This window comes from Streptomyces sp. NPDC001663, from assembly GCF_042893105.1.
Lineage (GTDB): Bacteria > Actinomycetota > Actinomycetes > Streptomycetales > Streptomycetaceae > Streptomyces.
This window is the reverse complement of record NZ_JBIAUR010000014.1, coordinates 58,134-81,262: the sequence shown is the minus strand read 5'-3', so window position 1 is coordinate 81,262 and position 23,129 is coordinate 58,134. Positions and strand designations below refer to the sequence as shown.

Here is a 23,129-nt window from a genome sequence, read left to right as displayed (position 1 = left end):
CGGGCAGGGCCTGCCGGGAACAATGTCCCCGGCAGGCCCTGGAGCGACCGGTGTTCAACTCACCCCGGCCGGCGAACCCCTGAGAAGGTGTGCTTGTTTGACTCTCGGGCGACCTGAGACTCGCAAAATGGTCCCGTGCTGAGCATCGGGAGCTTTTCGCTGGTCACCGGTCTGTCGATCACCGCGTTGCGGCATTACGACGACGTCGGGCTGCTGAAACCCGCCTACGTCGACCCCGACACCGGATACCGACGCTACCGGTCCGACCAGGTTGACGAGGCACGTCTGTATGCGACGTTGCGCCGTCTCCAGGTTCCCGTCGATGCGATGCGCGCGGTTCGCGAACACGGCATCGGCGCCGTGCTTGCCGAGCACCGTGAACGCCTGCAAGCCAGAGCCGACTCGCTGACGACGCTCATGGAGACCGTCGATCGCTACATGGAGAAGGGGCTACCCGTGAAGACCCGCCGTATCAGCCAAGTCACGATCGTGGCCGATGACCTGCCTGCCTCGGTCTCGTTCTACCGCGACGCTTTCGACGCCGCCTACCACGAGGAGATCAGCTCGTTCCAGTTCGGCACATACCCTGACGACGACTTCTTCCTCTTGACCGTGGCCAATCCCGACTCACACCCGTGGCCCGGCGGACCGGCCAAATTCGGCCTGGGCGTCGAGGACGTCGACGCCGCTCATGCGCGTGCGCTCGCCGCCGGCGCCGTGGAGATCGAAGCACCGGTCGACAGGCCGTGGAAGCCACGGTCCTCGACCGTGCAGGATCCCGGCGGAAATCACATCGACCTGTACCAGGGGTGAGCCCAAGCCCAGCGCGTGTGTTACGCGAAAGGTCACCGAGACGACATCGCTCAATCAGTTATCCGCCGGACAGAACTCAGGCGTCCCGGAATCGGTCCCGGATCTCGGGGAGTTGCCGGAAGCCGGCTGACTTGTAGGTGGCAACGGCACCGGCATTGGAGCTAGGGGTGCAGACGACCGCGCTCGACGAGCCGAGCTCTTGGAGTGCGCCCGCCGCGGCGACGGTGATCGCCTTGCCGTAGCCGTGACCGCGATGTTCCCGATGCACGCCCATCGGCTCGAGCAACCCGGGCTTCCCCGCACCGGCCGACCACACCGTCACCGCCGCCACCGCGTGGCCCTGGTCGTCGTACGCGACCAGACACTGGGCGTCGGCGTACGGCAGTCCGGCCGCCATCGCGTGCCAGCTCTCGTCCGTGAACGTCGACCTGTCGAACGATGCCCGCTGTACGGCGGCCCGCACGTGCGCCTGCGTCGGCCCGATCGCTTCGATCCGCACGCCTGGTTCCTTCACCGGTTCCGTGAGGTCGCGGCGCAGCGGTGTCCACGGTTCGTCGGTGTTCCAGCCAACCTCGGACAGCAGGTCCTGGATCAGCGCGTCCATCGGCGCCTCGACGTTCACCTTCCCCGCCGGCAGTACGTCGCGCTCCGGCCGGGTCAATGTCCTCGGCCAGCCGCTGCGCCAGCTCCTCGTCCCGCTGAGCGTCCGGCGCGATCGTCAGCCGCAGCAACTCGGGACCGTCCAGCAGTCCGACGGCAAGAATCCGTCCGTCCCGTCTCCAGGTCCGTACCGCCGCGGCCGTCGCGTCCGCACCGAACCGCCAGAACCAGCCCAGGTCCCCTGGGTGCAGTTGCATCGGCGCCCCGTCGTACTGCCACTCCCGCAGCACGCCCACCGCCTCGCTCAGCCCCTCAACTCCCGGCCGGCCCAGCACAATCGCCATACCCCCGATCACACACCACCATGTCGACGGCCCGCACCCGGTTTTCGGGCGGCGGGCGGGGTGGGCGGTGTCAGGCGAAGCCGAGGGCCCCGTTCAGGTGGCCGGCAACCCGTAGGCGCGGTCGTAGTGCTGGGCCACCAGGTGCCCGGCTCCGTCGCAGGAGATCTGCCAGTCGTTGACACCGGTCTCCCGGCCGTCCGTGAAGTTCCACAGCAGTCCGCCGGAGGCGGTGTCGATCGCGAAGAAGCCGTTCTTGTTCTCCTGGGCCGGGACGTAGACGGCGTTCGCTCCCACCGCGATCGGATGGTCGACGTTGAGGCGAGGCGTCTCGCAGAACCAGCGTCGGGAGCCGTTCGCCGCGTTGAAGGCGTAGACGCCGTAGGGGTCGTTGCCGGTGGCGTAGACGGTGTTGCCGCCCGCTCCGAGCGAGGCGAACAAGCCGTGCTCGGCCTTCGCCCGCCAGCGGAGCCTGCCGGTGCTCAGCTCCAGGGCGATGAGCTCGGAGCCGATGGCGAAGACCGTCTGGCCGAGCACGGCGAGACCGGGCCGCAGGTCGTAGCCGACCGGGTGCCGCCAGCGCAGAGTGCCGCCGTCCCGGGTGTTGCGGACCGAGACGTTGCGCAGTCCGTCGGCGTAGACGAAGTAGTCGGACGTGACGACCGGTTGAAGCGGGATGCCGACGTCTTCGGCGCTGATCGGTATCACCGCGGCCCGGCGAGCCTGGAGGTCGACGCCGAAGACCGCGTTGGTGGTGGTCGCGACGCCCTGCTCCGCCGACTGGCGCTGCAGGTGGGCACCGAGGACGGACACGGCGAAGCTGTCGTAGCTTCCGAGCAGTTGGTCGAACTGGAAGTCCTGGCCGAAATCGAGGGCGAACCGCTCGGCGCCGTCGGCCGGGTCGACGCCGATCACCGTGGCGCCCGTACCGAGCGCGACGGCGGCGCCGTAGGTCAGCAGCACGGGGGTGGGCGAGAGACTGATGCCCGGGTAGATCCACTTGGGGTGGGAGCCGTTCTCCAGGTCGAGGCAGATCATGGTCCCCGGGCGGGCCTTCAACAGGGCCGTGCCGTCGTTGAAGACGGCCGGGGTCTGCAGCAGCGGGTCGCCGCGGTAGACCCAGGTCGGCTCGGGGGCCGGGCCGAGGGGACTCACTCGGTGCGTACGGGTCGCCCGCCGAGTTGCGACAAGCACCGTACCTGCGACGACCGCCGTCCCCGCGGCCGTGGCGAGGATCGCGCGCCGGGACATGCCGGGGCGTGCGGGGGAGTGGCGGTGCACGGGCGCGTAGGGACGTTTCGGCGCGGGAATCTCCGCTTGCGCCGGGCTTCTGAAGGGTGCCGGTTCAGGTGGCTCGGTGGCGAGCCCGATGCCACCGGTTTCGCCGTCCCCGCATTCGGTTGTGTCCCAGGATCGACCGGCGCTGTCCCTTCCAACCCCTGGGCCCCCGTCGTCGGTGACGGCTTTGTCGTGCGCAGGCCGTGCGACCGTCGCACACGCCGACCCCTGTCGGCTGGACGTCGAAGGCAGCGAGCCGGGTGCGTCGGTGGTGACCCGAGCAGCGGCCGGGGTCCGGGTGAGGAGGTCGAGGTCCATGACGGCCGCCTGGTAGCCGGCGATGGTGGTGGCCACCGGCGCGGGCAGCCAGTCCTCTGTCAGCGACTGTTCGACGCCGCCGGGAGCGCAGGCCGCGGACAACCGGTCGGGGCCGATACGAAGGGCCGGATCCTTGATGAGACAGAGGCTGATGATCTTGTCGAGGGGGTCGGTCACCCCGGTCAGGTCGGGCGAGCCATGAACCACCTGGTAGAGGAGGGTGGCAGCCGCGGCACCGCTGAACGGCGGGCGTCCGCACGCGGCGAACGCCAGCACCGAGCCGAGGCAGAAGACATCTCCCTCCGGCCCCATCGGATCGCCGGTGGCCTGCTCCGGACACATGTACTCGAGGGAGCCGAACAGGCCGCCGGTGCCGGTGAGTTGATAGCCGTCACGGGCGCGCACGATGCCGAAGTCGATGACGCGCGGGCCGTCCGCGGCGAGCAGCACGTTGGACGGTTTCAGGTCGCGGTGCACGAGTCCTTCGGCATGCACCGCGATCAGCGCCTCGGCCATGCCGGCGCCGAGGGCGAGTACCGACTCCACCGGCAGCGGGCCGTGCTCGGCGACGGCCTCGGCGAGGGTGGGGCCGGGAATGTAGGCGGTGGCGAGCCAGGGCGTCTCCGCGTCCGGTGCGGCGTCCAGCACGGGAGCCGTGTAGGTGCCGCCGACCGCTGCCGCGGCCGCCACCTCGCGCCGGAAACGGATGCGGAAGCTCTTGTCCTCCGCCATCTCGGGACGGATCACCTTGACCGCGACGGTCCGGCCGTCCGGCGCGGCCGCCAGAAAGACGCGCCCCATGCCGCCTGCCCCGAGCCGAGCCACGAGACGGTAGGGACCCAGCCGTTCGGGATCTTCTGGGCGAAGTGGCTTCATGCCCTCAGCCGCCTGTTCTCAGTGGTGGCGGGCGGGAGTCCCGCCCGCGTGTGGGGGAGAGGCCCGGAGGGGGTCTGGCAACACAGTAGAGGCTGAAGTGAGGGACGAGGCCGTGCCCAGCAGCCGTCTGCAATTACCGAGAAGTAGGTGACATGGCCCTTCTCCTCTTACTCCAGGGCGATTTGATGGTGTGTCAGATGTTAAGTGACACGTGTCTGCGCTGCGGGAACAGTGCGCGATACGCAACAAGGGATGAGTGGAACGGCTGTAGAGGCCAAAGACCTCCGATGTGTTGAAGGTCACCCGTTTCCGTCCGTGTCCGCTCTCCTCCTCATCGAAGCCCATGAATGGGGAAGTAGTCCGTCGGTGGCGAACTCCGCCGGCAGCAGTTCCGCGACCGGATCACCGGGCCGCCGCCGGCTGCCCGATGAGGCGCAGTTCATCTCTTGGTCAACCGTCGGCGCGTACGAAGACGGGCTTGAGGTGCTTCTCGGGCAGCGCGTCGGGGAGTTGCTCCCAGTCGAGGACGTCGGAGACGACCCGCTCCGGTGCGACCTTTCCCGCGGAGGCCAGTTCGAGGGCATCCGGGATGTGGTTGCGGACGTTGTCGCGTGCGATGCGCAGCGTGACGCCTGTGAGGTACATGTCGAGAAGCGGCAGCTCACCCGGGCGGAAGTGATTGCCCGCCGACTCGCAAATCCCCTCCGGAGCAAGGGACTTGACGGCGAGCGCGAGCTGCTCGACGCGGCCCGTTGCCTCTACCGCGAGGTCGAAGCCGTGCCGTTCCGGCTCGATCGTCTCGGCCGTACGGGCGCCATAGCCCTCGGCGATCTTGCGGTGCTCCGGATCGGGGTCGACGTAGAGGACGTCGGAGGCGCCGAGGGCGCGGGCGATGTCGCAGACGTACAGACCGATGCTGCCGCGCGCGACGACCAGGACCCGGGCGCCGGGCTTGTTTCTCAGGTGAGGCGCGACCAGCCGCCAGGACAGCGACCAGTTGTCGCTCGCCGATGCCATGGCGACTGGGTCCAGACCCGCCGGCAGCGGCACGAGCATGGCGTCCGCGTAGGGAACGCGGACCAGGTCGGAGAACAGCCCGCCCCAACTGCCGCCGATGGGTGCGCCGTACATGGCCATGTGCGGTACGGCCGTGCAGTGCGCGGTCAGTCCGGCGCGGCAGTTGTCGCAGGTGCCGCAGTTGATGGACCAGGGGACGACCACCAGATCGCCGGGCGCCACCGAGGTCACCGCGTCGCCGGTCTCGACGACCCGGGCCACGCATTCGTGGCCGAGGGCGAACGGCGGGTCAACGAAGCTGTGTCCGGCGAGGATTGCGGAGTCGACGTCGCAGGAGGTGGCGGCGACCGGCGCGACGATCGCCTCCTGGCCGGACCGGAGCTTCGGGTCTGGCGCCTCGCGCCACTCGACCGAGTGCCGGGCGACGTAGGTCAGTTCACGCATCGGTCTGCTGCCCCTTCGCCAGGGCGACCAGGTCGGCGTAGCGGATGACGGATCCGCCCGCGCCCCAGGTGCCGTCGGCCTGCTCGTGCACCAGCACCCACACCCGCAGGGCGTCGTCCTGGCCCAGCCCGGCCGCCGTGAGCACGGTATTGGTGGCGTCCTCGACGAGACCGGCCTTGCGCCGCTCGGACACCGCGCCCTGTGGAACCGTCACCTCCACCAGGAAGCGGGGCGCGTCGTCCTCGGCGGTGGTCTGTGCCCCCTCGGGCAGCTCGACGAGGTAACTCCACGCCTGGGCGCGGAAGAACGGGGTGTCGGGCGCGCCCTCCCAGCGCAGCAGTACGGCGGCCAGGTCCCGCTGGACGGTCTTGCGGCCCTCCTCGGTCAGCGAACCGGACGGGGCGGTGAGCCGGATCATCGGCATGACGAAGTCTCCCTTCGACGGAGCGCGGCTCATACGGAGCGCGGCTCATACGGAGCGCGGCTTATGACGGGCCCACGACGGGGCTTATGGCGGGGCTTACGACGGGGATTCGCTCACGACGAGGTCTATAACAGTCGTTATAGCCCGAGGTCACGCTAGGCTATGACGAGCGTTATATCCAGAGGGGAGTACGGCCGTGGCCGAATCCAGCGTGCCGTCGCGCGAGCGCATCGTGGCCGGTGCGGCCGACCTGATCAGCAGACGTGGCCTGAGCGCCGCGAGCATCCGGGAGCTGGCCAAGCACGCCAAGGCGCCGCTCGGCTCGACGTACCACTACTTCCCCGAGGGGAAGCAGCAGTTGGCCACCGAGGCGGTGCGGTACGCGGCTGGAGCGGTGAACCGCGTGCTGCGCAAGGAACTCGGCGCGGGCCCGGTCGCCGGACTGCGCGCCTTCCTGGCCCTGTGGCGCGGCATCGTCGTCGAGAGCGACTTCCGTGCCGGCTGCCCGGTCCTGGCCGTCGCCGTGGAGGAGCCGCCGGCCGACGAGATCCCGCCGGCCCTGGTCGCGGCCGCCGAGGCGTTCGAGGGCTGGGAGCGGCTGCTCGCCGACATGCTGCGCGAGCACGGCGTCGGCCCCGATCCGGCCACGGAGCTGGCGGCTCTCGTCGTGGCCGCTGTCGAGGGCGCCACCGCCATGTGCCGCGCCAAGCGCAGCGCCGAGCCCCTCGACCAGGTCGCGCGACAGCTCGAAGCGGTGATCACCGGGGCGCTCGGCCCCTCAGTCTGACGGAGGGGGCTCGGGGCTCACGCGCCGATCGCTGCCCGAATCAACTTCGCCTTTTCTTCGGTGAACACGCCGCTGTCGAGGAGGGAGAGGACGGACAGGGTGCCGCCGCCGGATCCCCAGCTGCCCTCGTCGATGACGCGGAAGTTGACCCACCAGGTCGGCGACGGCTCCTGCAGCCCGCACGCCTCGGCCAGCGCGGACAGTACGCGCTCGATGACCTCGGCCCGGACCCCGCGGCGCCAGTCCCCGTCCATGACCGCCACGTCGATCACCATGACGTCGGCCTCCGGGCCGATGTCCGCCAGCAGGCGCCCGCCGATGGCCATCATGTCCGGCTCGCGCTCCACGAAGTGCACCTGGAAGCCGACTCGCGCGGGCGGCGTGAACTGCCCCACCTCGGGCACCAACACCGCGTCCGTCAGCGTCTCGGCCAGCGTGCGCCGCTGCTCCAGGCTCAGACGCCCCTTCGGTGTGTTCACGGTGATGATGGTCAAAGCCAACCTCCTATAACGATTGTTATAGCCGACCCTGCACCGAGATCTATAACGAGTGTCATATCCAGTGTGATCGCGCACGCCGCCAAGCCGCGTTCGTCGCTCGGATCGGCGGCTAAGGTGGACCCAAGCGGACACCTGTCCGCTGTTGTGGGACGTGGCGGGCAGATGGCTGCCGAGCGAGGGCTTCACGTGGGAGCCCGGGAGGAGAGCGAGTGGGTCCGAAGGGTGACGCGCCCCAGCGCTCGGACGCGCAGCGCAATCGCGAGCGCATCCTCGACGTGGCCCTGGCCGAGCTGACGCGTGCCTCGGACGTCCCGCTGAGCGCGATCGCCAAGAAGGCGGGCGTCGGACAGGGCACGCTGTACCGGCACTTCCCGGACCGCGAGACGCTGGTCCTCGAGGTGCACCGCCACGAGGTGCAGCAACTCGTCGACAGCGCGGCCGAGTTGCTGAAGACCCGGGAGCCCGACAAGGCCCTGCGTGAATGGATGGACCGCCTCGCCGACTATGCCACGGCCAAAGCCGGCCTGGGCGAGGCGCTGCGCCAGGCCACCAGTGCGACGGGAGGTCCGGAGAAACCGGGCTACTCGCTCGTGGCCGGCGCGATCGAACTCCTCCTGCTTGCCAACGACGAGGCCGGGACCATCCGCCCGGGAGTGACCGCCGACGACTTCACCCTCGCGATCGCAGGCATCTTCCAGATCGACCGCCACGACGACTGGCAGTCCCGGGCCACACGACTGCTGGACATCGTCATGGACGGCCTGCGCACGGGAGCGCCCGGGCGGCGGTGAGGTGCGGTCGGCGGGTTCGGTGCCGTCCGATCTCCGATGTCCTGTACCGCCTCTTCGAGCTCGGCCCAGTGCTGGGGGAGCGCGGCGCCCGCGACATGCTGCAGGCCCGCGCCGAACTGGAGGTCGTGGTCGCCGGCTTGGCGGCCACGGCTCACGACGAGGCCGGCGTGGAACTGCTGCGCGCCCGGCTCACCGCAATGCACGAGTGCCCGGAGGGGGCGTTTCCTGAGGCGGACACCGCCTTGCATGCCGCGTTGGCCGAGCTGGCGGGCAATGCGGTGTTGCGGGATGTGCTGCGGGGGATGCGGCGATGGTCCAGCGCGGCTGGGTGGAGCGCACCGGTGAGGTGTGGTCGCGTGAGGTCACCTATGCGGACCATGTGCCGATCTTCGAGGCGGTGGAGCGGGGCGATGTCGAGGTGGCCCGCGCCGCGATGGCCGCCCACACGGAGGGCGCGACCCGACGGCCCGCTGGAAGCTCTCGAGCAGCGCGAGGACGCCTGACCGGAGCGCGGATCTGCGCGGGGACTGCTCGCTTCCGCGCAGGAGCTCTGCAGCGGTTCTGGTCGGGCCCCCGACCCCTCGCCCCCAGGCACGCCGCCGCGCTCGCGCCGCCGGTGCGGGCCTGCCCCGCGGAGTGTTCGTCCGGCGTCCGTATGCGCTACGGCGTGCCGGTGAGCTTGCCCATCACCTCGTACAACTCCTGTGAGGTCAGCGGGCCGGTGGGGAGCGGGTGCGCGGCCTTGGTGCGCAGGCCGTCGAGGACGAAGGCGAGGCCTCGGCGCCAGGCATCGGGGGCGACCTCTGCGGCCGCACGGGACAGCAGGGCATTGGTGCCGAGGACGAACAGCAGGTCCTCGCCGGTGAAGTCGGCGCGCAGGGCGCCGGAGCGCTGGGCACGCTCGACGATGCTCTCGGCGGAGGCGCGGGAGCGTTCGCAGAGGGTCATCAGGCGGGCGGCACCCGGGTAGCGGCCGGCGACCACGTCGCCGATCGCCGGGTCGGTGGCCTGCAACTCACAGAGCCTTTCGACGTAGTACACGAATCCGTCCCAGGCGTCGTCGCGCGCCAGCGCCTGCTCGGCGGCCTCGTCGAGGCGGGCCGCCGCCAGGCCGGTCACCACCTCGTCGATGAGTGCCTCGCGCGTGCCGAAGAGGTTGTAGAGGGTGCCGTGGCTCACACCGGCCCGGCGGGCGATCTCCTTGAGGGAGACCTGGAGGCCTCGTTCGTGAAAGAGCTCGGCAGCGGCTGACCGCAGCTTCTCGGCGTTGCGTTGGGCGTCGGCCCGCATTCGGTGTGCCTCCTGGTGGTGTCCCTACCGCCTTCATGGTCGCATCCATGCATCCGACGTAACTTGACCTGTAGGTCAAGTTACGTGTTACGGTCAGAGGGAAGTTGACCGGCAGGTCAAGATTACTTCGTCCTCTTGGAGATCCCCATGGCAACGTTGCTGCACCTGGACTCGTCCCTGTGGCCCGAGCAGGCCTCGACCTCCCGCGCCGTCACCGCCGCCTTCCGCAAGGCCTGGGAGGAGCAGCACCCCGACGGCATCGTGGTCTACCGGGACCTCGATGCCGACCCGGTGCCGCACCTGGACTCCCTCGCCGCCGTGGCCGGCCTCACCGACCCCGCCGGCCACACCCCGGAGCAGACGGCGGCGATCGCCCGGCGGCTGAGGTTCGTCGAGGAACTGGAGGGCGCGGACGCGGTGCTCATCGGCGCCCCGATGATCAATTTCACGGTCCCCTCCACTCTGAAGGCCTGGCTCGACCAGGTGGTGGTCCAGGGCCGCACCTTCGCGGTCGAGGAGTCCCCGATCAAGGGCACCCCGGTGTACGTGGTGGCCAGCCGGGGCGGTTCCTACGCGCCCGGCACCCCGCGCGAGGGCTTCGAGTACGTCCAGAACTATCTGCAGGCCGTCCTCGGCGACATGCTCGGCATGGAGGTCGACTTCATCGTCCCCGAGCTCACTCTGGCGCACGTCACCCCGGCCATGGCCGAGCTGATCCCGCTCGCCGACGCATCCAGGGCCAGGGCCCACGAGGACGCGGCCGTCAAGGGCAAGTCCGCCGCCCTCAAGGCCATCGCCTGACGACATCCCCCATGTGACGACGATTGGATTCCCCATGCCCGAGCCCGTTGCGCCGTACGACACGCCGGCGCAGTACACGGCCCCAACTGCCCTGAACACAGAGGCCGTTGAACCCGAAGCGGCCACAGCTCCCCTCAAGAACCTCGGCCAGGAAGACGCGGCCGTCTGCACGGACGGTGTGTGTGTCCTGTGAGCGCGCTCCGCATCGACGTCTGGTCCGACGTCGTCTGCCCCTGGTGCTACATCGGCAAGCGGCGCCTGGAGGCGGCACTGGACCGCTTCGAACACACCGGAGAGGTGGAGGTGCACTGGCACAGCTTCCAGCTCGACCCCTCGCACCCCAAGGGCGAGCGCCGGCCGGTATTCGAGACCTTGGAGCAGAAGACCGGGGCCCCGCCCGACCAGGTACGGGCGATGACCCGGCAGGTCACCGAACTCGCCGCCGCCGAAGGGCTGTCGTACGACCTGGAGCGGGCCGTCTCGGTCAACACGATCGACGCGCACCGCCTGAGCCATCTGGCCGCCGCGCACGGACTCGGCGACCAGATGCACGAACGGCTGCTGCGCGCCCACCTGTGCGAGGGCGAGACCGTCGACGACCCCGACACGCTGGTGCGGCTCGGCACCGAGATCGGTGTTCCCGAGGACGAGATCGTACGGACCCTGAACAGCGACGCCTACGCGGACGCTGTACGGGCCGACTTCGACGAGGCACGCCGCTACGGCGCCACGGGTGTCCCCTTCTTCGTCCTCAACCGCACCTACGGACTTTCCGGCGCCCAGCCCGCCGAGACCTTCCTTTCGGCCCTGCGTACCGCTTACGCGGACGGCGGTGCCGCGGTTCGGCCGCCCGCTACATTGCCTTCCACGTTCCGTCGATGAGGCATACAGGCCCTCGGCGCGCGGCGTCTGAAGCCGGTCACGAGGAGGGGGGTGTCACTCGGTGCGGGCCCCGCCCTTCACGATGGTCTGGCCGAACTGGCGGACCTGCGGGAGTGTGGTGACGACGTGGGCCACGACGCGTTCGCTGAGGCAGATGTGGCGGTGCGGTGCCTCTCCGGGGAAGCGGACGAAGTCGCCGGCCGCCAGGTCGACCGGCGTTCAGCGGGCCGGTGCGGGCTCCGGCCGGCTCTGGCCCTGTCAAGGGGCGTAGTTGGTGCGGCCTGGGCCCGGCTTCTCGACGCCCGCGTCTCGGCTCAGCCGGCGATGCCGTCGCTGCGATCCCGTCCCCGGGTGCCGCGAAGTCGCGCGTAGACGGCGTTTGTGGCTCAAGGGCTGTCCCCGCCGATCGACTCGTCGTCCGGGTCGTCGGTCGCGTACAGGGTGGGCCCGAGACGTGCGGCCAGCGTGCTTGCAGCTAGGCGCGTTTGTGCGACGGTGCCGTCGGCGCTCATTGTCAGCGCTGCGTAGTACCCCAACTCCCTCCAGTCCGTGGGCATGTGGAAGAAGAACTCCGTCGCGTCGTCCGGGTATTCGTCGCGCAGCAAGGGAAGCAGCTCATCCAGAGTGCAAGTGCCGCCCAGACCGCTGATCATGACGGTCACCTGGTTCGGTGCCGACCGCCACGCCCGCACATGGGCATAGCCCTCCCACCCGTTGAACTGCCGCACGCAATGCTCGTCGCGGACCATTTCCGGATAAGCGCGTTCAACAGCCAAGAGGAATCCCCTTTTTCTGGGTACCTGGCTTCAACACCCCACAACAGCAGTTCCACGGTAGGGGTGAAGGGGCGCCGGGTGACCGTGCCAGGCAGTCGACGCGGGTTGTCCGAGAAGGTCAACGGAGGTTGCTGAGGCGGCAATTCGATCCCGTTGCGGGCCGGACCGGGGGCGGCGCAGTCGCATAGGCTGGGGTCACCGGCGTGGCGGGTGGGGGAGACTCGGGTGGATGATCGTGAAACCGGCGATCCCAGAGTGATGTTCGCGGCAGCGCTGACCCGGCTGCGTCGGCGTCTGCCGGACGTGTCGGACGAGACCCTGGCCCGGCGGGCCAGCGCGGTGGTGCTGCCGTCCGGGCGCCGGGTCGCCGTCAACGCGCGCAGGCTTGGCGAATGGGCCAACGGTCAGTCGGTACCGCGCAAGTTCGAAGCCGTCATGGTGTTGGTGCAGGCCGTCGAGAGGGCGGCTGGAGGCGCGTCCGCCGAACAGCCCACAGTGGCGCACTGGCAGCAGCTGTGGCGTGCCGCGCGGGATTACCGGAGCAGCCCCGCCGCTGGACAGCCGCCGTCGCAGCCCCAGTCGCAGATCGTGATCGGTCGTCCGCCGAGTGATGCCGCCGCGCTGCGGCGGCGCGACGGGTTGTCCGACAGCATCGACGCGGGCATGCAAGACCCATCCGTCCGGCAGATCCTGCTCACGGGCGCGGGCGGCGTCGGCAAGTCACAATTGGCCTCGGCGGCGTTCCACCGCGCCAAGCAGCGGGCCGAGATTTTGCTCTGGGTGCCCGCGGGCGACCGCCTCTCGGTTCTGGGCAGTTACGCCCGTGCGTGGCGGGTGTTGTCCGGGGTGCGCATCGCGGGCATCACGGGCAGCGAGGGGGAAGCGCCCCTGCCCGGCATCGAGCGCGGTGGGGACGACGAGACCCAGGCCGACCTGTTCCTGACCTGGCTGAGATCAACCGCCACGCCCTGGCTCGTGGTCCTCGACGACATCGACGACCCGGGCGAACTGGCCGGGCTCTGGCCTGCCGGAGACGCCGGTCGGACCGTCCTGGTCAGCCGTCGGCGGGACGCCACGCTGCTGCGCCCGGGCGTCCGGGTGATTCCCGTCGGCGTGTTCACCGCCGACGAGGCCACTGCCTACCTGGCCGACCGGTTGCTGCTCGAAATGGGCGACCTGGGGCCGGCCGCCAGGCACCACGGGTCCCAGGCGCACCGTCGCGAGGATCTGGCGGCCCTTGCCGCGATGCTCGGCCACTTTCCGCTCGCCCTGTCCCAGGCGGCCGCCTTCCTCATCGACACAGGCATGCACCTGCCTGCGTACCTGAGCCTTCTGGCCGATCGGCGGGAGAGCGTCGCCGCTCTGCTCCCGCCCTCCTCCCCGGCGGACGAGCACGGCGGCACGGTGACGAGCACACTGCAACTCGCCCTCGGGCGGGCGGAGTCGCTGGCACCGCGCGGGACCGTCCGTGCCATGCTCGAACTGATCTCGATGTTCGCGCCCGACGGCATTCCCGACGCCGTACTGCTCGGTTCGGCGGCGCGCGAATGGCTCGGCGGTGGCCCCGTCCCGGAACGGGGTCCTCTGCTGGCCTTGCGGGCACTGCACCGGTTGAGTCTGGTCACCCACCATGGACCTGCCGGCCCTGCGGTCGTGGACGTGCATTCCCTCGTCCAACGCGCGATCCGTGACGAGGTACCGCCCGATCGCCGCGAACGGCTCGCCACGGCCGCGGCCGACGCGCTGGAGGAGGTATGGTCCGCGCCGGACTGCGAGCCGGAGACGGAGACCGTCCTGTATCGCAGCGCCGAAGTGCTGCTGGCGCACGCCGACGGTCATCTCTGGCGCGCCGGTGGCCTGCATCCCCTGCTCCGCCGGTTCGGGCAGCATCTGACCGCTCTGGGGCGTCCCGCCGCGGCTCTGGACATGGCCCAGGGGCTGGCCGACCGGGCCCGGCGGCGGCTGGGCGACGGCCACCGGGACGTTCTGACGCTGAGGGCGCAGGCGGCCCAGGCGGAGGGCGACCTCGGGGGCACCGCGGCGGCACTTCGGTCGCTGGGGAGGATACGACGCGAGGCGGAGGGCAGCCTCGGCCGCACGGACCCGGACACGCTGTCCATCCGACTGCAGGAGGCGCGCTTCCGGATGGAGTCGGGTCTCATCGATGCCGCGCTGGCCGACTTCGTCACCCTGGCCGCCGACGCGCGGGCGACGCTCGGCGCCGGTGACCCTGTGGTGACCGACGCCGACGACCATGTCGCGCTGTGCCGCGGGCTCTCGGGGGATGCCCACGGCGCGCGCGACGGGTACGCCGCGATCGCCCTTGAACTGGAGCGGGACCTCGGGCCCAGCCATCCGAGGACGTTGAAGGTCCTCACCGACCTGAGCCGGTGGATCGGGGAGACGGGTGATGTGCGGCTGGCTGTGACCACCTACCAGCAGGCGGTCGACGGCTTGGCCTCCGTCCTCGGCCGGCTGCACCCCGAGACCCTCATAGCCCGGCACAACCTCGCCTACTGGCACGGAATCGCCGGCGAACTCGACAGGGCGGTCGAGCAGTTCGTCACAGCGGCCGACGACGCCGAACTCGCGCTTGGCGCCGAGCACCCCACGACCCTGACCTACCAGGTCAACCTGGCGTTCTGGCGAGGTGTCGCCGGCGACACCGCTGCCGCGCTGCACAGCCTGGAGGGGCTGCGGCCCACCCTCGAACGGGTGCTGGGTGCCGACCACCCACGCACCCTGCGGGCTCGGCAACAGCAGGCCGAACTCCTGTACCGCCGTGGTGACCACACCACCGCGGCAGATCGGCTCACCACCCTGCTGACCGACATGGTCCGGATCCAAGGCGCCAACCATCCGCGTACCCGAGAAGCCGAGCAGCTGCTGGCGCGATGGTCGCGGGAGCAGGCCGCCGTGGTCTCGCGGCAAGCCTTCAACGCGACGGAGAAGGCGCAGGTCGCCCCGGACGCAGAGTCCTGACCACCGCGCCGCCCGCCACGGCGGCGACCGTGCCGCCGATCGCCACCTCGATGTTGAGACGCTCGCGGTCCTGGACGCTCCGGAGGTCGTCTCTCGCTCGCGCCTTGTCCTCGGGCGAGAGCTGGAGGTCATAGAGACGATGTTCGGCCAGCTGCCGGTCGTCCTTGTTCGCGTACGTCAGCAGGCTCAGTACGGTGAACGCGACGCCCACCACGATCATGATTACGCCCACCACGGACATGGTCCTGCGCATGATGCCTCCTGATGGCGGCGGCCGGAAGGTTGCCGCTGCCGTGTCGTGAGGCTGTCGAAGCTAGAACGGGGGCCCGTTCGCCGTCCTTCGCTGAGCCCGCCGGCCCCGACATCGGCCCAGGTCAGCAGCGGGACGGCGGCTCCCGCTCCGGCCCGGTGCGGGAGCACCGGCTGCCGGACCGTGACAGACAAGGACCTGGACCACGTACCGGGCAGCTGACCGGCGGGTCATTCCGGCAGTGGCGCGGTGAGATGCAGAGGCGTTCATGCGGAAGTTCGGTGAAGGGGTGTCAGCCTTTTCGTCAGTGCAGAAAATGGATCCGGACTGAATATTCGGCTGATCAGCTCGTCTGAGTGACGTTTCAGGAGTGCCCATAGTGTCGCGCGACTTGTATGAAACGGTGGCGCAGGTGTTACCGGTGCTCCTGCTGGCGCTGATCTTCGAATCCCGGCACCTGGAGCGCCTCCGCCGCGAGCCGCGCCGGTTACGTCGCGACGATCCTGCGGGCGTGCGGTTCTGGACCAAGAGCCGGTCGCGCGTCTACTTGCTGTCTGTCGCGGTGATCGTTCTGGGCGACATGGGACTGTGCGTACTGATGCTGGCCGGCGGTGTCACGGACAGCGTGCCGCTGCGCGCCGTGGTGGTTACCGGCGTGATGCTGGCGTTGGTCACCTTGCTGTTCCGGATCCCGGTCGACGTCTTGGACGCCACCCGTGAGCCGGAGACGCACACCGGGTCCGGCGACTGATCCCTACACCGCAACCACGGGTTCTCATCGGTGCGTCGAGGCCGGTGGTACGGCGTCCGCCGCGCGATGGTGGCGGAAGCCGGGGAACAGCAGGAGCAGGGTGAGCGCGGTCGCGACCGCCAGGACGCCGCCGCCGCTGACGGCCCATGTGGGTCCCAAGGCCGAGCCGGCCGTGCCGTGCGCGAGGTCGCCCAGCCGCGGCCCTCCCGCGGCCACCACCGTGTCGATGCCCTGCAGGCGGCCCCGCATCCCGTCCGGAACGGCGGTCTGCAGGACGGTTCTGCGGAAGACGCCCAGCACGAGCAGCGCGCCGCCCGCCAGGACCAGCCAGCCGGCCGCCGCGACCAGCGAGCCGGCCAGTCCGAACCCCGCCACGGCCAGCCCCCACACGCCCACCGAGACCGCGACCGCGATGCCATGACGGCCCACGCGGGTGAAGGCCCCGGACAACAGCCCTGCCAGCACGCCACCGGCCGACAGCGCGGCGTACAGCACGCCGATGTCCGACGCGTGGAATCGCTCGCTGGCCAGTTGCGGAAAGAGGGCCGTGGGCAGACCCAGGAACAAGGCGGCGAAGTCGGCCAGATACACCACCGACAGCACTCGATGGCGAGCTACGAGCCGGAACCCGTCCGCGATCTGACGGATACTCACCTCCTGCCGCTGCCCGCCGTTACCGGTGGGCCGAAGGGCCGGCAGCCGCCACACCGCCCACACCGTCGCGCTGACGGCGACGGCATCCGCCAGATACAACACCTGACCCCCCACCACCGGCAGCAGGACGCCCGCCAGCAGCGGACCGGCCAGCCCGGCGGACAGGACGACCATCGACTGCAACGCATTGGCGGCGGGCAGCAACTCCGGCGGCACCAGACGCGGCACCACGGCCCTCCCCACCGCGGAGTTGGCGCCGAACAAGGCCTGCTGCACGCCCACCAGCACGAGCAGCAGGCCCACCGACCGCAGGCCCGCCCACGTCTGCGCCCACAACAGCAGCGACGTCAGGCCGATGCCGGCCGTGGTCGCCAGCAGCACAAGCCGCCGGTCCCGTACGTCGGCGAGCGCACCTCCCCACAGTGCCGCCGCGGCCATCGGCACGAAGCCAACCAGCCCGGCCAGGCCGACGTAGGCCGAGGAACCGGTGAAGCCGTAGAGCTGCAACGGTACGACGACCGCCGTCAGTTGAGCCCCCAGCCCGGTCACGATCCCGGCCGCCCACAGCCGCCTGAACTCGCCCACCCGCAACGGCCGTACGTCCACCAGCACCCGCGCCTCCTCGTCCGCCCGGTCCGTGAGCCGATGCTGCGGGCTTCCCTTGGGGCAAGGTCAACAAGTGCCGTCACACACCTGACATGGGGGAGCAGGAATGCCCCTCGTGTGCCCTCCGGTTGAGCCGTGTATGACCATCGGCGTAGCTCTTCCTCTCCAGAACCGGATCGACCCAACGGTGCAACTCGCCCGGGAGGTCCACGAGTTCGGACTGCACTCCGCTTGGTTCGGACAGACCTTCGCCTACGACTCGCCCTCGCTCGCCGCGATCGTCGGCCGCGAGGTGCCCGGCCTGCACGTCGGGACCGCTGCCGTGCCGGTCTTCGGCCGCCATCCGCTGCTCGTCTCCAGCCAGGCCCAGACGGCCCAGGCCGCAACCGGCGGCCGCTACCACCTCGGCCTCGCCCTCGGCACCAAGCACCTGACCGAGACCGGCTTCGGCATCCCGTACGAGCGGCCGATCCGCCGCCTCCGCGAGTTCCTCACTGCCCTCCGCCAACTCGTGGAGACGGGCAGTGCCGACTTCCACGGAGAACTGCTGACCGCCACCACACCACTGCCGGCGTCGGTGCCGGGAGCCGAACCGCCCGTGCCGATCCTGGTCGCCGCCATGGCACCGCAGGCACTGCGCGTCTCCGGCGAACTCGCCGACGGCATCCTGCCGTTGCTGGCAGGCCCGCGCGCCCTCGCCGAGCACATCGTCCCGGCCGTCACGGCGGCGGCAGAGGCGGCGGGCCGGCCGGCGCCCCGGATCGTCGCCTTCGTCCCCGGCGTGGTCACCGCGGACGTGGATTCGGTACGGGAGACCGCGACCGAGACGCTCGCGTTCTATGAACAGTTCCCCTCGTACCAACGCGTCATCGGGCTCTCCGGCGCTACCCGGGCCGCCGAGCTGGCCGTGATCGGCGACGAGGAGACCGTCGCCGCCGAGGTACGCCGGTATCGCGAGGCGGGGGCGACGGAGGTGGCGTTCACCGCGACGGACCTGGGCGGCAAGGAGGACCGACGGCGCACCTGGAAGCTGCTCGGGGAGCTGGCGAACGGCTGACACCGAAGCGCTTCGTGGCCGCGGGACTCCTAGGATCCGGCCGGGGGAGCGGCTCGCGCCGTCAGCGCGCCGACGGCTCGGACGCGGTGAAGCGCTCGAAACCCGCGTGGAAGGCCGTGCCCTGCGGGTCGGTCGCGCTGTAGTGGAAGGCGGCCACGCCGCAGCCCCGCTCGTCGAAGGCGGCTCCGGTGTACGAGGCGACCCGCGTGCCGTCGAGGGCGAGCTCCACCTTGATCCGGCCCTGGCCGGCCGGGGAACAGGTCATCGACATGTCGACCTGCTGCCGGCTCTCCACCTTCCGGCCCACGTCCGCGAGGTCGACCTCGACGACCCGGTCATGCTGGAATTTTCCTTTGTACCGGAACTCGCGCACGATCAGGGCCTCCTGACCCGTGGTCAGATAGGTCGCCCAGCGGGAACCCTTCTGGTAGTCCCCCGAACCGTTGCACCACAGCCCGACCCCGCCCTCGCCCCCGTACCACTCCGTCTGAGTGCTCAACTCCACCGCGAACGAGGAAGGTTCGAAGGGCGCCTGCGGCCACACCTCCAGCTCGGACCTGGGATCCACCAGCATGGTCCCGCCCTTGTGCGTGATCTTCGCCAGGGCCGGGTCCTTGTGCGCCCAGTCGCCCGAGTCGGTCAAGTCATCGGTGTACGACAGGGGTTGGGAGCCAGCGGAGGCCGAGCCATGGGCCTGCGGGCCGCCCTCCGTCGCCGAGCCCCCCGAGGTGGTGATGAGCACGATGGCAAGCAGTACCGCAGCCGCGGCGCTACCGGCCGCGAACCCCCACAGCCGCAGCTGCTTGGAGCTCGAACCGGAACCGGCACCGCTACTTCCGGAGCCGGGCGCTGGTGGTTGCGGTGGCGTACTCGACTCGGTGCGCGCGCCCTCCGCCGCCCCCGCGAGCCGGGCGACGAGCTGGGCAGCGGTGGGACGTTCCACCGGATCCTTGCGCAGACAGTCGGCGATGACCGAACGGACCGGCTCCGGCACCGCCGTGAGATCCGCGTCGCGCTCGCACACGGCGACGAGCACTTCGTAGTCGTTCTCCCCGTCGAAGGGATGCCGTCCCGTGGCGGCGAAGTACAGGGTGCCGCCGAGGGAGAACACATCGGAAGCCGCGGTGACCCGGGCCGACTTGACCTGCTCGGGCGACATGTAGGCGGGCGAGCCGAGCACACTGCCCGGTGTGGTGAGCGCCGACTCGAGCAACCGGTCGTCGCGGGCGATACCGAAGTCGATGATCCGCGGTCCGTCCGGGGAGAGCAGGATGTTGGACGGTTTGATGTCCCGGTGCACGACACCCACCCGGTGCACCTGCGCCAACGCGTGCGCCACGGCCAGCGCCAGCGGCTGGAGCCGCCCGGAGGCCAGCGGGCCGTTGTCGGCCACGTGCTTGTGGATCGTGGGCCCCGGGACGAACTCGCTGACGATGTACGGGTGTCGCCCGGACAGGTCGGCATCGAGGACCCGCGCCGTGGCCAGCTCACCGACCCGGCTCGCCGCGCCGAACTCCCGGCGTACGCGGGCGAGGGCGACCTCGTCGTACTCCTTGCCCGGCAGCAGGAACTTCACCACGACCTGTCGCCCCGTCCGGTCCCGGGCGAGCCACACCACACCTTGCCCGCCCCGGCCGAGCTCGCGCTCGCAGACGTACCCGCCCACCGACAACTGCATCCGCGGATCCATGCCCCCGCCCCCAGCCCCGCCCCCGGTTCATGGCTGCCTTCCAGCGTATCGGCGGCTCCCCGGACCGCGACAGGCCTCCCGGCCGGGTCTCCTGCCAGGGGAAGTGAAAGGTAGCGGCCCAGCCCGGAGTCGACTTCGGGTGCCTTCCCGGTGATGCGTGCGAGGCGGGCCGGTACCGTCACCGGGCAACCGCGTGAGGGGAAGATCCACCTGTGAACCTGGGCACCGTCGGACAGGCAGTCGGGCTGTTCACCGTCACCAACATCGACGACATTCTCGTCCTGTCCCTGTTCTTCGCCCAGGGCGCCGGACACCACGGCTCCTCCCGCCGGATCGTCGTCGGCCAGTACCTCGGCTTCGCCGCCATCCTCGCCGTCGCCGCTGCCGCCGCGTTCGGCGCCACCTTCCTGCCCGAGTCGGCCATCCCCTACCTCGGGCTGCTGCCCCTTGCGCTCGGTCTGAAGACGGCCTGGCAGGCCTGGCAGCACCGAGCCGACGAAGACGACGATCAGCAGGCAACGGACGGCGGCCCGAAGGCCCTGGAAGTCGCGGCCGTGACCTTCGCCAACGGAGGCGACAACATCGGCGTCTACGTCCCCGTCTTCGCCACGGCCGGCGTCGGCGGCATGAGCGTTTACGCGATCGTCTTCCTCGTCCTCGTGGCGGTGTGGTGCTTCGCGGGCCGGTTCTTCGCCACTCGTCCCGTCATCGCCAAGGCGCTGAGCCGATGGGGGCACATTCTGCTGCCCCTGGTCCTGATCGCCCTCGGCCTGCTCATCCTCATCGAAGGCGGCGCCTTCGGCATGTGAGGACGGCTGAGCCGGGCCCGCGGCGCCTGCCCAGAAACCGCTTCAGGCGGCGCGCACCTACCTCCGGAACGCCTCCAGCTCGAGCGTGGACTCCAGCCGCATGTCTCAGCTGCGTTCCTGTACAAGCTTCACGCGGTGCCCCTCGGGATCGCGCAGCCAGGCATATCGAAGTCGGCCGTCCGGTGAGTCGGTCGGACCCGTCAGTGGCTGGCCTCCTGCATCGAGCGCCGTCCGATGCAGGTCGTCGACGTCGTTGCACCACAAGACGACCTCGGTGTTCTCCCCGGGCGTCGTGGCGATGCCGAAAAGCTCGCTGCCCACGCGGGCCGAGCTGAACCCGATCCGGACGCCCGCGGCCTCCACCTCGACCTGGTGCGGCTCACCCTCGGCGGGGAAGCGGAATTTCTCCGGCATCCCGAGATCACGGAAGAACGCCGCGCAGCGCTCCACGTCGTCGCACCACAGGTTCACCTGAACCGCCTCGAACGCCGCCATGCTCACACGCTACTTGGCCAGGCCCGCCGGCAAGGCGTCGAGCGGCGGTGCCGCGGTGTCGGTCGCCTGTCGGGGGCTGTCGGTCCGGTGTCGGCGGCTTGTCGGCAGAGGCCCGGAGTCTTTCCGGAGACGGCCGGCCGGAGCTCACCGGGCGGCCCCGATCCCGAGGAGCCACCATGCACACGCCCGTCACGATCATCGGCGCCGGACTCGGCGGACTCACGTTGGCCCGCGTCCTGCACGTCCACGGCATCCCGGTCACCGTCTACGAGTCGGAGTCCTCGCCGACGGCGCGCACGCAGGGCGGAATGCTCGACATCCACGACTACAACGGGCAGCTCGCCCTCGAGGCGGCCGGTCTGATGGACGAGTTCCACGCCATCGTCCTGGAGGGCCGCCAGGCGATGCGGGTCCTCGACCTGGACGGGACCGTCCTGTTCGACCAGCCCGACGACGGCACGGGCGGACGCCCCGAGGTGCAGCGCGCCGAACTGCGACAGATCCTCCTCGACTCGCTCCCGGCCGGCACCGTCCACTGGGGGCACAAGGTCAGCGGCACCCGCGCTCTCAGCGAGGGGCGCTACGAGGTGGCCTTCGCCGACGGCGGCACCGTCGTCACCGGCCTGCTGGTCGGTGCGGACGGCGCGTGGTCGCGGGTCCGGCCGTTGCTCTGCGATGCCACACCGTCGTACGTCGGAACGTCGTTCGTCGAGACCTACCTGTTCGACGCAGACACCCGGCACCCGGCCGCCGCGAAGGCGGTCGGCGGCGGGTCGCTGCTGGCGCCCTCGCCGGGCAAGGAGATCTTCGCCCACCGGGAGAGCGGCGACACCCTGCACAGCTACATAGCGCTGTCCAAGCCCCTGGACTGGTTCGCCGCCGTCGATTTCACCGACCCCGCCGCGGTGACCGCGCGGATCGCCGCGGAGTTCGACGGCTGGGCACCCGAGCTCACCGCGCTGATCACCGACGGCGACACCGCACCGGTCCTGCGCCCCCACTACGCCCTTCCGGCCGAGCACCGGTGGGACAGGGTGCCGGGCGTGACCCTGGTCGGTGACGCGGCCCACCTCGCGGCCCCGAACGGCGAAGGTGCCAACCTGGCCATGCTCGACGGCGCCGAACTCGGCAAGGCCCTCGCCGCTCACCCCGAAGACATCGAGGCCGCGCTCACCGAGTACGAGCAGGCCATGTTCACCCGCGCCGCCGAGATCGCCACCTTCGAAGGCGCCGAGATCCACCGGATCGACTCCGAGAACAACACGGCCCACGCCCTGGTCGCCGCGTTCACCCAGGCCGTGCAGACGCCCTGAGCCGCGGCGGAGAGCCGCGGCGCAAAAGGCGCCGCGGCTCCGTGTCCCCTGGTGTCCGGTCCCGCCGGCCGAGCCCCTAGAAGGGGGCGCAGAGACCGGGGAACGCGTTGCAGTTGCGCAGGTTCGGGTCCCAGCTGGTGTTGGAGCTGGAGAAGAACACCTCCGGCACCCAGCCCCAGTTGCCGTTGTCCGCCTCCGTGAAGGCCCAGGCGTCGTTGCAGTAGCTGCCGGAGCAGAACTGCGGGCCCAGCGTGTCGCCGCGGAACCAGTTGGTGTTGGCGCTGTTGATGGTGCCGACGCGGGTGCTCGACCCGGGCGCCGAGCGCACCCCGATGCTGCCGCCCCACAGACGGCAGTAGTTCACCTCGCCCGCACCGTGGTGGGCTCCGGCCGGTATGTAGGAGTAGGTGACGTTGCAGGCGGTGTCGTACTGCGCCCCGGACGGTGCGGCCGAGGCCGGGGCGGCGGTGACGCCCAGGGCCGTGACGACGGCCGCCGCCGTGGCGGCGAACGCCGCGGCCAAGGACTTCGCTGTGTTCCTCACTGGTGTCTCCTCATGCTCGGGTCCCGTGGGCGGTGCGCCC

At 70.4% G+C, this 23,129-nt stretch carries 23 protein-coding genes and 1 pseudogene; 12 read left to right on the top strand and 12 right to left on the bottom strand.

Going from position 1 to position 23,129, the window contains the following annotated elements; all coding sequences use genetic code 11:
- Positions 1–135: 135 nt before the first annotated feature.
- Positions 136–813 carry a VOC family protein gene (locus ACFY1L_RS37945; RefSeq protein ID WP_388834983.1) on the top strand — a complete coding sequence of 226 codons (678 nt, stop codon included), beginning with the start codon at positions 136–138 and terminating at the stop codon, positions 811–813.
- 76 nt (positions 814–889) lie between these two features.
- On the opposite strand, the pseudogene ACFY1L_RS37940 reads toward ACFY1L_RS37945, so the two are convergent.
- The 4 genes and pseudogenes from ACFY1L_RS37940 to ACFY1L_RS37925 form a co-directional block, all read right to left on the bottom strand.
- Positions 890–1,757, bottom strand: a pseudogene (locus ACFY1L_RS37940) (GNAT family N-acetyltransferase).
- Between the two features lie 93 nt (positions 1,758–1,850).
- Complete coding sequence (locus tag ACFY1L_RS37935) at positions 1,851–4,151, bottom strand: PQQ-binding-like beta-propeller repeat protein (RefSeq protein ID WP_388834980.1); 2,301 nt, start codon at positions 4,149–4,151, stop codon at positions 1,851–1,853.
- A gap of 525 nt (positions 4,152–4,676) precedes the next feature.
- Positions 4,677–5,687: a zinc-binding dehydrogenase gene (locus ACFY1L_RS37930; protein WP_388834977.1), complete on the bottom strand. Its 1,011-nt coding sequence runs from the start codon at positions 5,685–5,687 to the stop codon at positions 4,677–4,679.
- Complete coding sequence (locus ACFY1L_RS37925) at positions 5,680–6,111, bottom strand: tautomerase family protein (RefSeq protein WP_388834974.1); 432 nt, start codon at positions 6,109–6,111, stop codon at positions 5,680–5,682. The genes ACFY1L_RS37930 and ACFY1L_RS37925 overlap by 8 nt, the downstream gene beginning before the upstream one ends.
- A 196-nt stretch (positions 6,112–6,307) precedes the next feature.
- Here ACFY1L_RS37925 and ACFY1L_RS37920 point away from each other — a divergent pair, with 196 nt between their 5' ends.
- Positions 6,308–6,898, top strand: coding sequence for a TetR/AcrR family transcriptional regulator (locus ACFY1L_RS37920; RefSeq protein ID WP_388834971.1), 591 nt, complete (start codon positions 6,308–6,310; stop codon positions 6,896–6,898).
- A gap of 17 nt (positions 6,899–6,915) precedes the next feature.
- On the opposite strand, the gene ACFY1L_RS37915 is transcribed toward ACFY1L_RS37920, so the two are convergent.
- A complete protein-coding gene (locus ACFY1L_RS37915; RefSeq protein ID WP_388834968.1) occupies positions 6,916–7,392 on the bottom strand; it encodes a 4-oxalocrotonate tautomerase family protein in 477 nt (158 codons plus the stop codon).
- 215 nt (positions 7,393–7,607) lie between these two features.
- Here ACFY1L_RS37915 and ACFY1L_RS37910 point away from each other — a divergent pair, with 215 nt between their 5' ends.
- Positions 7,608–8,189: a TetR/AcrR family transcriptional regulator gene (locus ACFY1L_RS37910; protein ID WP_388834965.1), complete on the top strand. Its 582-nt coding sequence runs from the start codon at positions 7,608–7,610 to the stop codon at positions 8,187–8,189.
- 95 nt (positions 8,190–8,284) lie between these two features.
- Positions 8,285–8,692, top strand: a complete 408-nt coding sequence (locus ACFY1L_RS37905) for an FCD domain-containing protein (protein ID WP_388834962.1) — start codon at positions 8,285–8,287, stop codon at positions 8,690–8,692.
- A gap of 157 nt (positions 8,693–8,849) precedes the next feature.
- Here ACFY1L_RS37905 and ACFY1L_RS37900 read toward each other — a convergent pair whose 3' ends face one another.
- Positions 8,850–9,479 (bottom strand): TetR/AcrR family transcriptional regulator, encoded by a 630-nt coding sequence (locus tag ACFY1L_RS37900; protein WP_388834959.1) that lies wholly within the window; start codon positions 9,477–9,479, stop codon positions 8,850–8,852.
- A gap of 147 nt (positions 9,480–9,626) precedes the next feature.
- Between ACFY1L_RS37900 and ACFY1L_RS37895 the strand changes: the two genes are divergently transcribed.
- From ACFY1L_RS37895 to ACFY1L_RS37885, 3 genes are read left to right on the top strand one after another with little or no spacing between them, the layout of a single operon-like run.
- On the top strand, positions 9,627–10,280 hold the full coding sequence (locus tag ACFY1L_RS37895) for an FMN-dependent NADH-azoreductase (protein WP_388834956.1): 654 nt from the start codon (positions 9,627–9,629) through the stop codon (positions 10,278–10,280).
- A gap of 34 nt (positions 10,281–10,314) precedes the next feature.
- Complete coding sequence (locus ACFY1L_RS37890) at positions 10,315–10,473, top strand: hypothetical protein (protein WP_388834953.1); 159 nt, start codon at positions 10,315–10,317, stop codon at positions 10,471–10,473.
- A complete protein-coding gene (locus ACFY1L_RS37885; RefSeq protein WP_388834951.1) occupies positions 10,470–11,162 on the top strand; it encodes a DsbA family oxidoreductase in 693 nt (230 codons plus the stop codon). Before ACFY1L_RS37890 ends, ACFY1L_RS37885 begins: the two co-directional genes overlap by 4 nt.
- 386 nt (positions 11,163–11,548) lie before the next feature.
- Here the strand turns inward: ACFY1L_RS37885 and ACFY1L_RS37880 are convergent, their stop codons facing one another.
- A complete protein-coding gene (locus ACFY1L_RS37880; protein WP_388834948.1) occupies positions 11,549–11,938 on the bottom strand; it encodes a hypothetical protein in 390 nt (129 codons plus the stop codon).
- A gap of 225 nt (positions 11,939–12,163) precedes the next feature.
- Between ACFY1L_RS37880 and ACFY1L_RS37875 the strand changes: the two genes are divergently transcribed.
- Positions 12,164–14,920 (top strand): tetratricopeptide repeat protein, encoded by a 2,757-nt coding sequence (locus ACFY1L_RS37875; RefSeq protein ID WP_388834945.1) that lies wholly within the window; start codon positions 12,164–12,166, stop codon positions 14,918–14,920.
- On the opposite strand, the gene ACFY1L_RS37870 is transcribed toward ACFY1L_RS37875, so the two are convergent.
- Positions 14,874–15,173 carry a hypothetical protein gene (locus ACFY1L_RS37870; protein ID WP_388834942.1) on the bottom strand — a complete coding sequence of 100 codons (300 nt, stop codon included), beginning with the start codon at positions 15,171–15,173 and terminating at the stop codon, positions 14,874–14,876. The genes ACFY1L_RS37875 and ACFY1L_RS37870 overlap by 47 nt on opposite strands.
- Positions 15,174–15,549: 376 nt before the next feature.
- Between ACFY1L_RS37870 and ACFY1L_RS37865 the strand changes: the two genes are divergently transcribed.
- A complete protein-coding gene (locus ACFY1L_RS37865) occupies positions 15,550–15,921 on the top strand; it encodes a hypothetical protein (RefSeq protein ID WP_388834939.1) in 372 nt (123 codons plus the stop codon).
- 24 nt (positions 15,922–15,945) lie between these two features.
- On the opposite strand, the gene ACFY1L_RS37860 is transcribed toward ACFY1L_RS37865, so the two are convergent.
- On the bottom strand, positions 15,946–17,187 hold the full coding sequence (locus ACFY1L_RS37860) for an MFS transporter (protein WP_388834936.1): 1,242 nt from the start codon (positions 17,185–17,187) through the stop codon (positions 15,946–15,948).
- A 133-nt stretch (positions 17,188–17,320) separates the two neighbouring features.
- On the opposite strand from ACFY1L_RS37860, the gene ACFY1L_RS37855 reads away from it, so the two are divergent.
- On the top strand, positions 17,321–18,238 hold the full coding sequence (locus ACFY1L_RS37855) for an LLM class F420-dependent oxidoreductase (RefSeq protein WP_388834932.1): 918 nt from the start codon (positions 17,321–17,323) through the stop codon (positions 18,236–18,238).
- Between the two features lie 61 nt (positions 18,239–18,299).
- Here ACFY1L_RS37855 and ACFY1L_RS37850 read toward each other — a convergent pair whose 3' ends face one another.
- Positions 18,300–19,928 carry a serine/threonine-protein kinase gene (locus ACFY1L_RS37850; RefSeq protein WP_388834929.1) on the bottom strand — a complete coding sequence of 543 codons (1,629 nt, stop codon included), beginning with the start codon at positions 19,926–19,928 and terminating at the stop codon, positions 18,300–18,302.
- Positions 19,929–20,140: 212 nt separating this feature from the next.
- Here ACFY1L_RS37850 and ACFY1L_RS37845 point away from each other — a divergent pair, with 212 nt between their 5' ends.
- Positions 20,141–20,737 (top strand): cadmium resistance transporter, encoded by a 597-nt coding sequence (locus ACFY1L_RS37845; protein WP_388834926.1) that lies wholly within the window; start codon positions 20,141–20,143, stop codon positions 20,735–20,737.
- A gap of 105 nt (positions 20,738–20,842) precedes the next feature.
- Here ACFY1L_RS37845 and ACFY1L_RS37840 read toward each other — a convergent pair whose 3' ends face one another.
- The gene (locus ACFY1L_RS37840; protein WP_388834924.1) at positions 20,843–21,232 is read right to left on the bottom strand and encodes a VOC family protein; all 390 of its coding nucleotides are present in this window, start codon (positions 21,230–21,232) and stop codon (positions 20,843–20,845) included.
- 176 nt (positions 21,233–21,408) lie between these two features.
- On the opposite strand from ACFY1L_RS37840, the gene ACFY1L_RS37835 reads away from it, so the two are divergent.
- Positions 21,409–22,545 carry an FAD-dependent oxidoreductase gene (locus ACFY1L_RS37835; RefSeq protein ID WP_388834921.1) on the top strand — a complete coding sequence of 379 codons (1,137 nt, stop codon included), beginning with the start codon at positions 21,409–21,411 and terminating at the stop codon, positions 22,543–22,545.
- Positions 22,546–22,621: 76 nt separating this feature from the next.
- On the opposite strand, the gene ACFY1L_RS37830 is transcribed toward ACFY1L_RS37835, so the two are convergent.
- On the bottom strand, positions 22,622–23,089 hold the full coding sequence (locus ACFY1L_RS37830) for a hypothetical protein (RefSeq protein ID WP_388834918.1): 468 nt from the start codon (positions 23,087–23,089) through the stop codon (positions 22,622–22,624).
- Between the last annotated feature and the right edge of the window lie 40 nt (positions 23,090–23,129).

What these genes read in the sequence shown, in the direction of transcription:
- ACFY1L_RS37930 (WP_388834977.1), bottom strand. Translation starts at nt 5,687, where the DNA reads ATGCGTGAACTGACCTACGTCGCCCGGCACTCGGTCGAGTGGCGCGAG.
- ACFY1L_RS37935 (WP_388834980.1), bottom strand. Translation starts at nt 4,151, where the DNA reads ATGGGGCGCGTCTTTCTGGCGGCCGCGCCGGACGGCCGGACCGTCGCG.
- ACFY1L_RS37900 (WP_388834959.1), bottom strand. Translation starts at nt 9,479, where the DNA reads ATGCGGGCCGACGCCCAACGCAACGCCGAGAAGCTGCGGTCAGCCGCT.
- ACFY1L_RS37895 (WP_388834956.1), top strand. Translation starts at nt 9,627, where the DNA reads ATGGCAACGTTGCTGCACCTGGACTCGTCCCTGTGGCCCGAGCAGGCC.
- ACFY1L_RS37890 (WP_388834953.1), top strand. Translation starts at nt 10,315, where the DNA reads ATGCCCGAGCCCGTTGCGCCGTACGACACGCCGGCGCAGTACACGGCC.
- ACFY1L_RS37870 (WP_388834942.1), bottom strand. Translation starts at nt 15,173, where the DNA reads ATGCGCAGGACCATGTCCGTGGTGGGCGTAATCATGATCGTGGTGGGC.
- ACFY1L_RS37855 (WP_388834932.1), top strand. Translation starts at nt 17,321, where the DNA reads ATGACCATCGGCGTAGCTCTTCCTCTCCAGAACCGGATCGACCCAACG.
- ACFY1L_RS37925 (WP_388834974.1), bottom strand. Translation starts at nt 6,111, where the DNA reads ATGCCGATGATCCGGCTCACCGCCCCGTCCGGTTCGCTGACCGAGGAG.
- ACFY1L_RS37850 (WP_388834929.1), bottom strand. Translation starts at nt 19,928, where the DNA reads ATGGATCCGCGGATGCAGTTGTCGGTGGGCGGGTACGTCTGCGAGCGC.
- ACFY1L_RS37905 (WP_388834962.1), top strand. Translation starts at nt 8,285, where the DNA reads ATGCTGCAGGCCCGCGCCGAACTGGAGGTCGTGGTCGCCGGCTTGGCG.
- ACFY1L_RS37840 (WP_388834924.1), bottom strand. Translation starts at nt 21,232, where the DNA reads ATGGCGGCGTTCGAGGCGGTTCAGGTGAACCTGTGGTGCGACGACGTG.
- ACFY1L_RS37835 (WP_388834921.1), top strand. Translation starts at nt 21,409, where the DNA reads ATGCACACGCCCGTCACGATCATCGGCGCCGGACTCGGCGGACTCACG.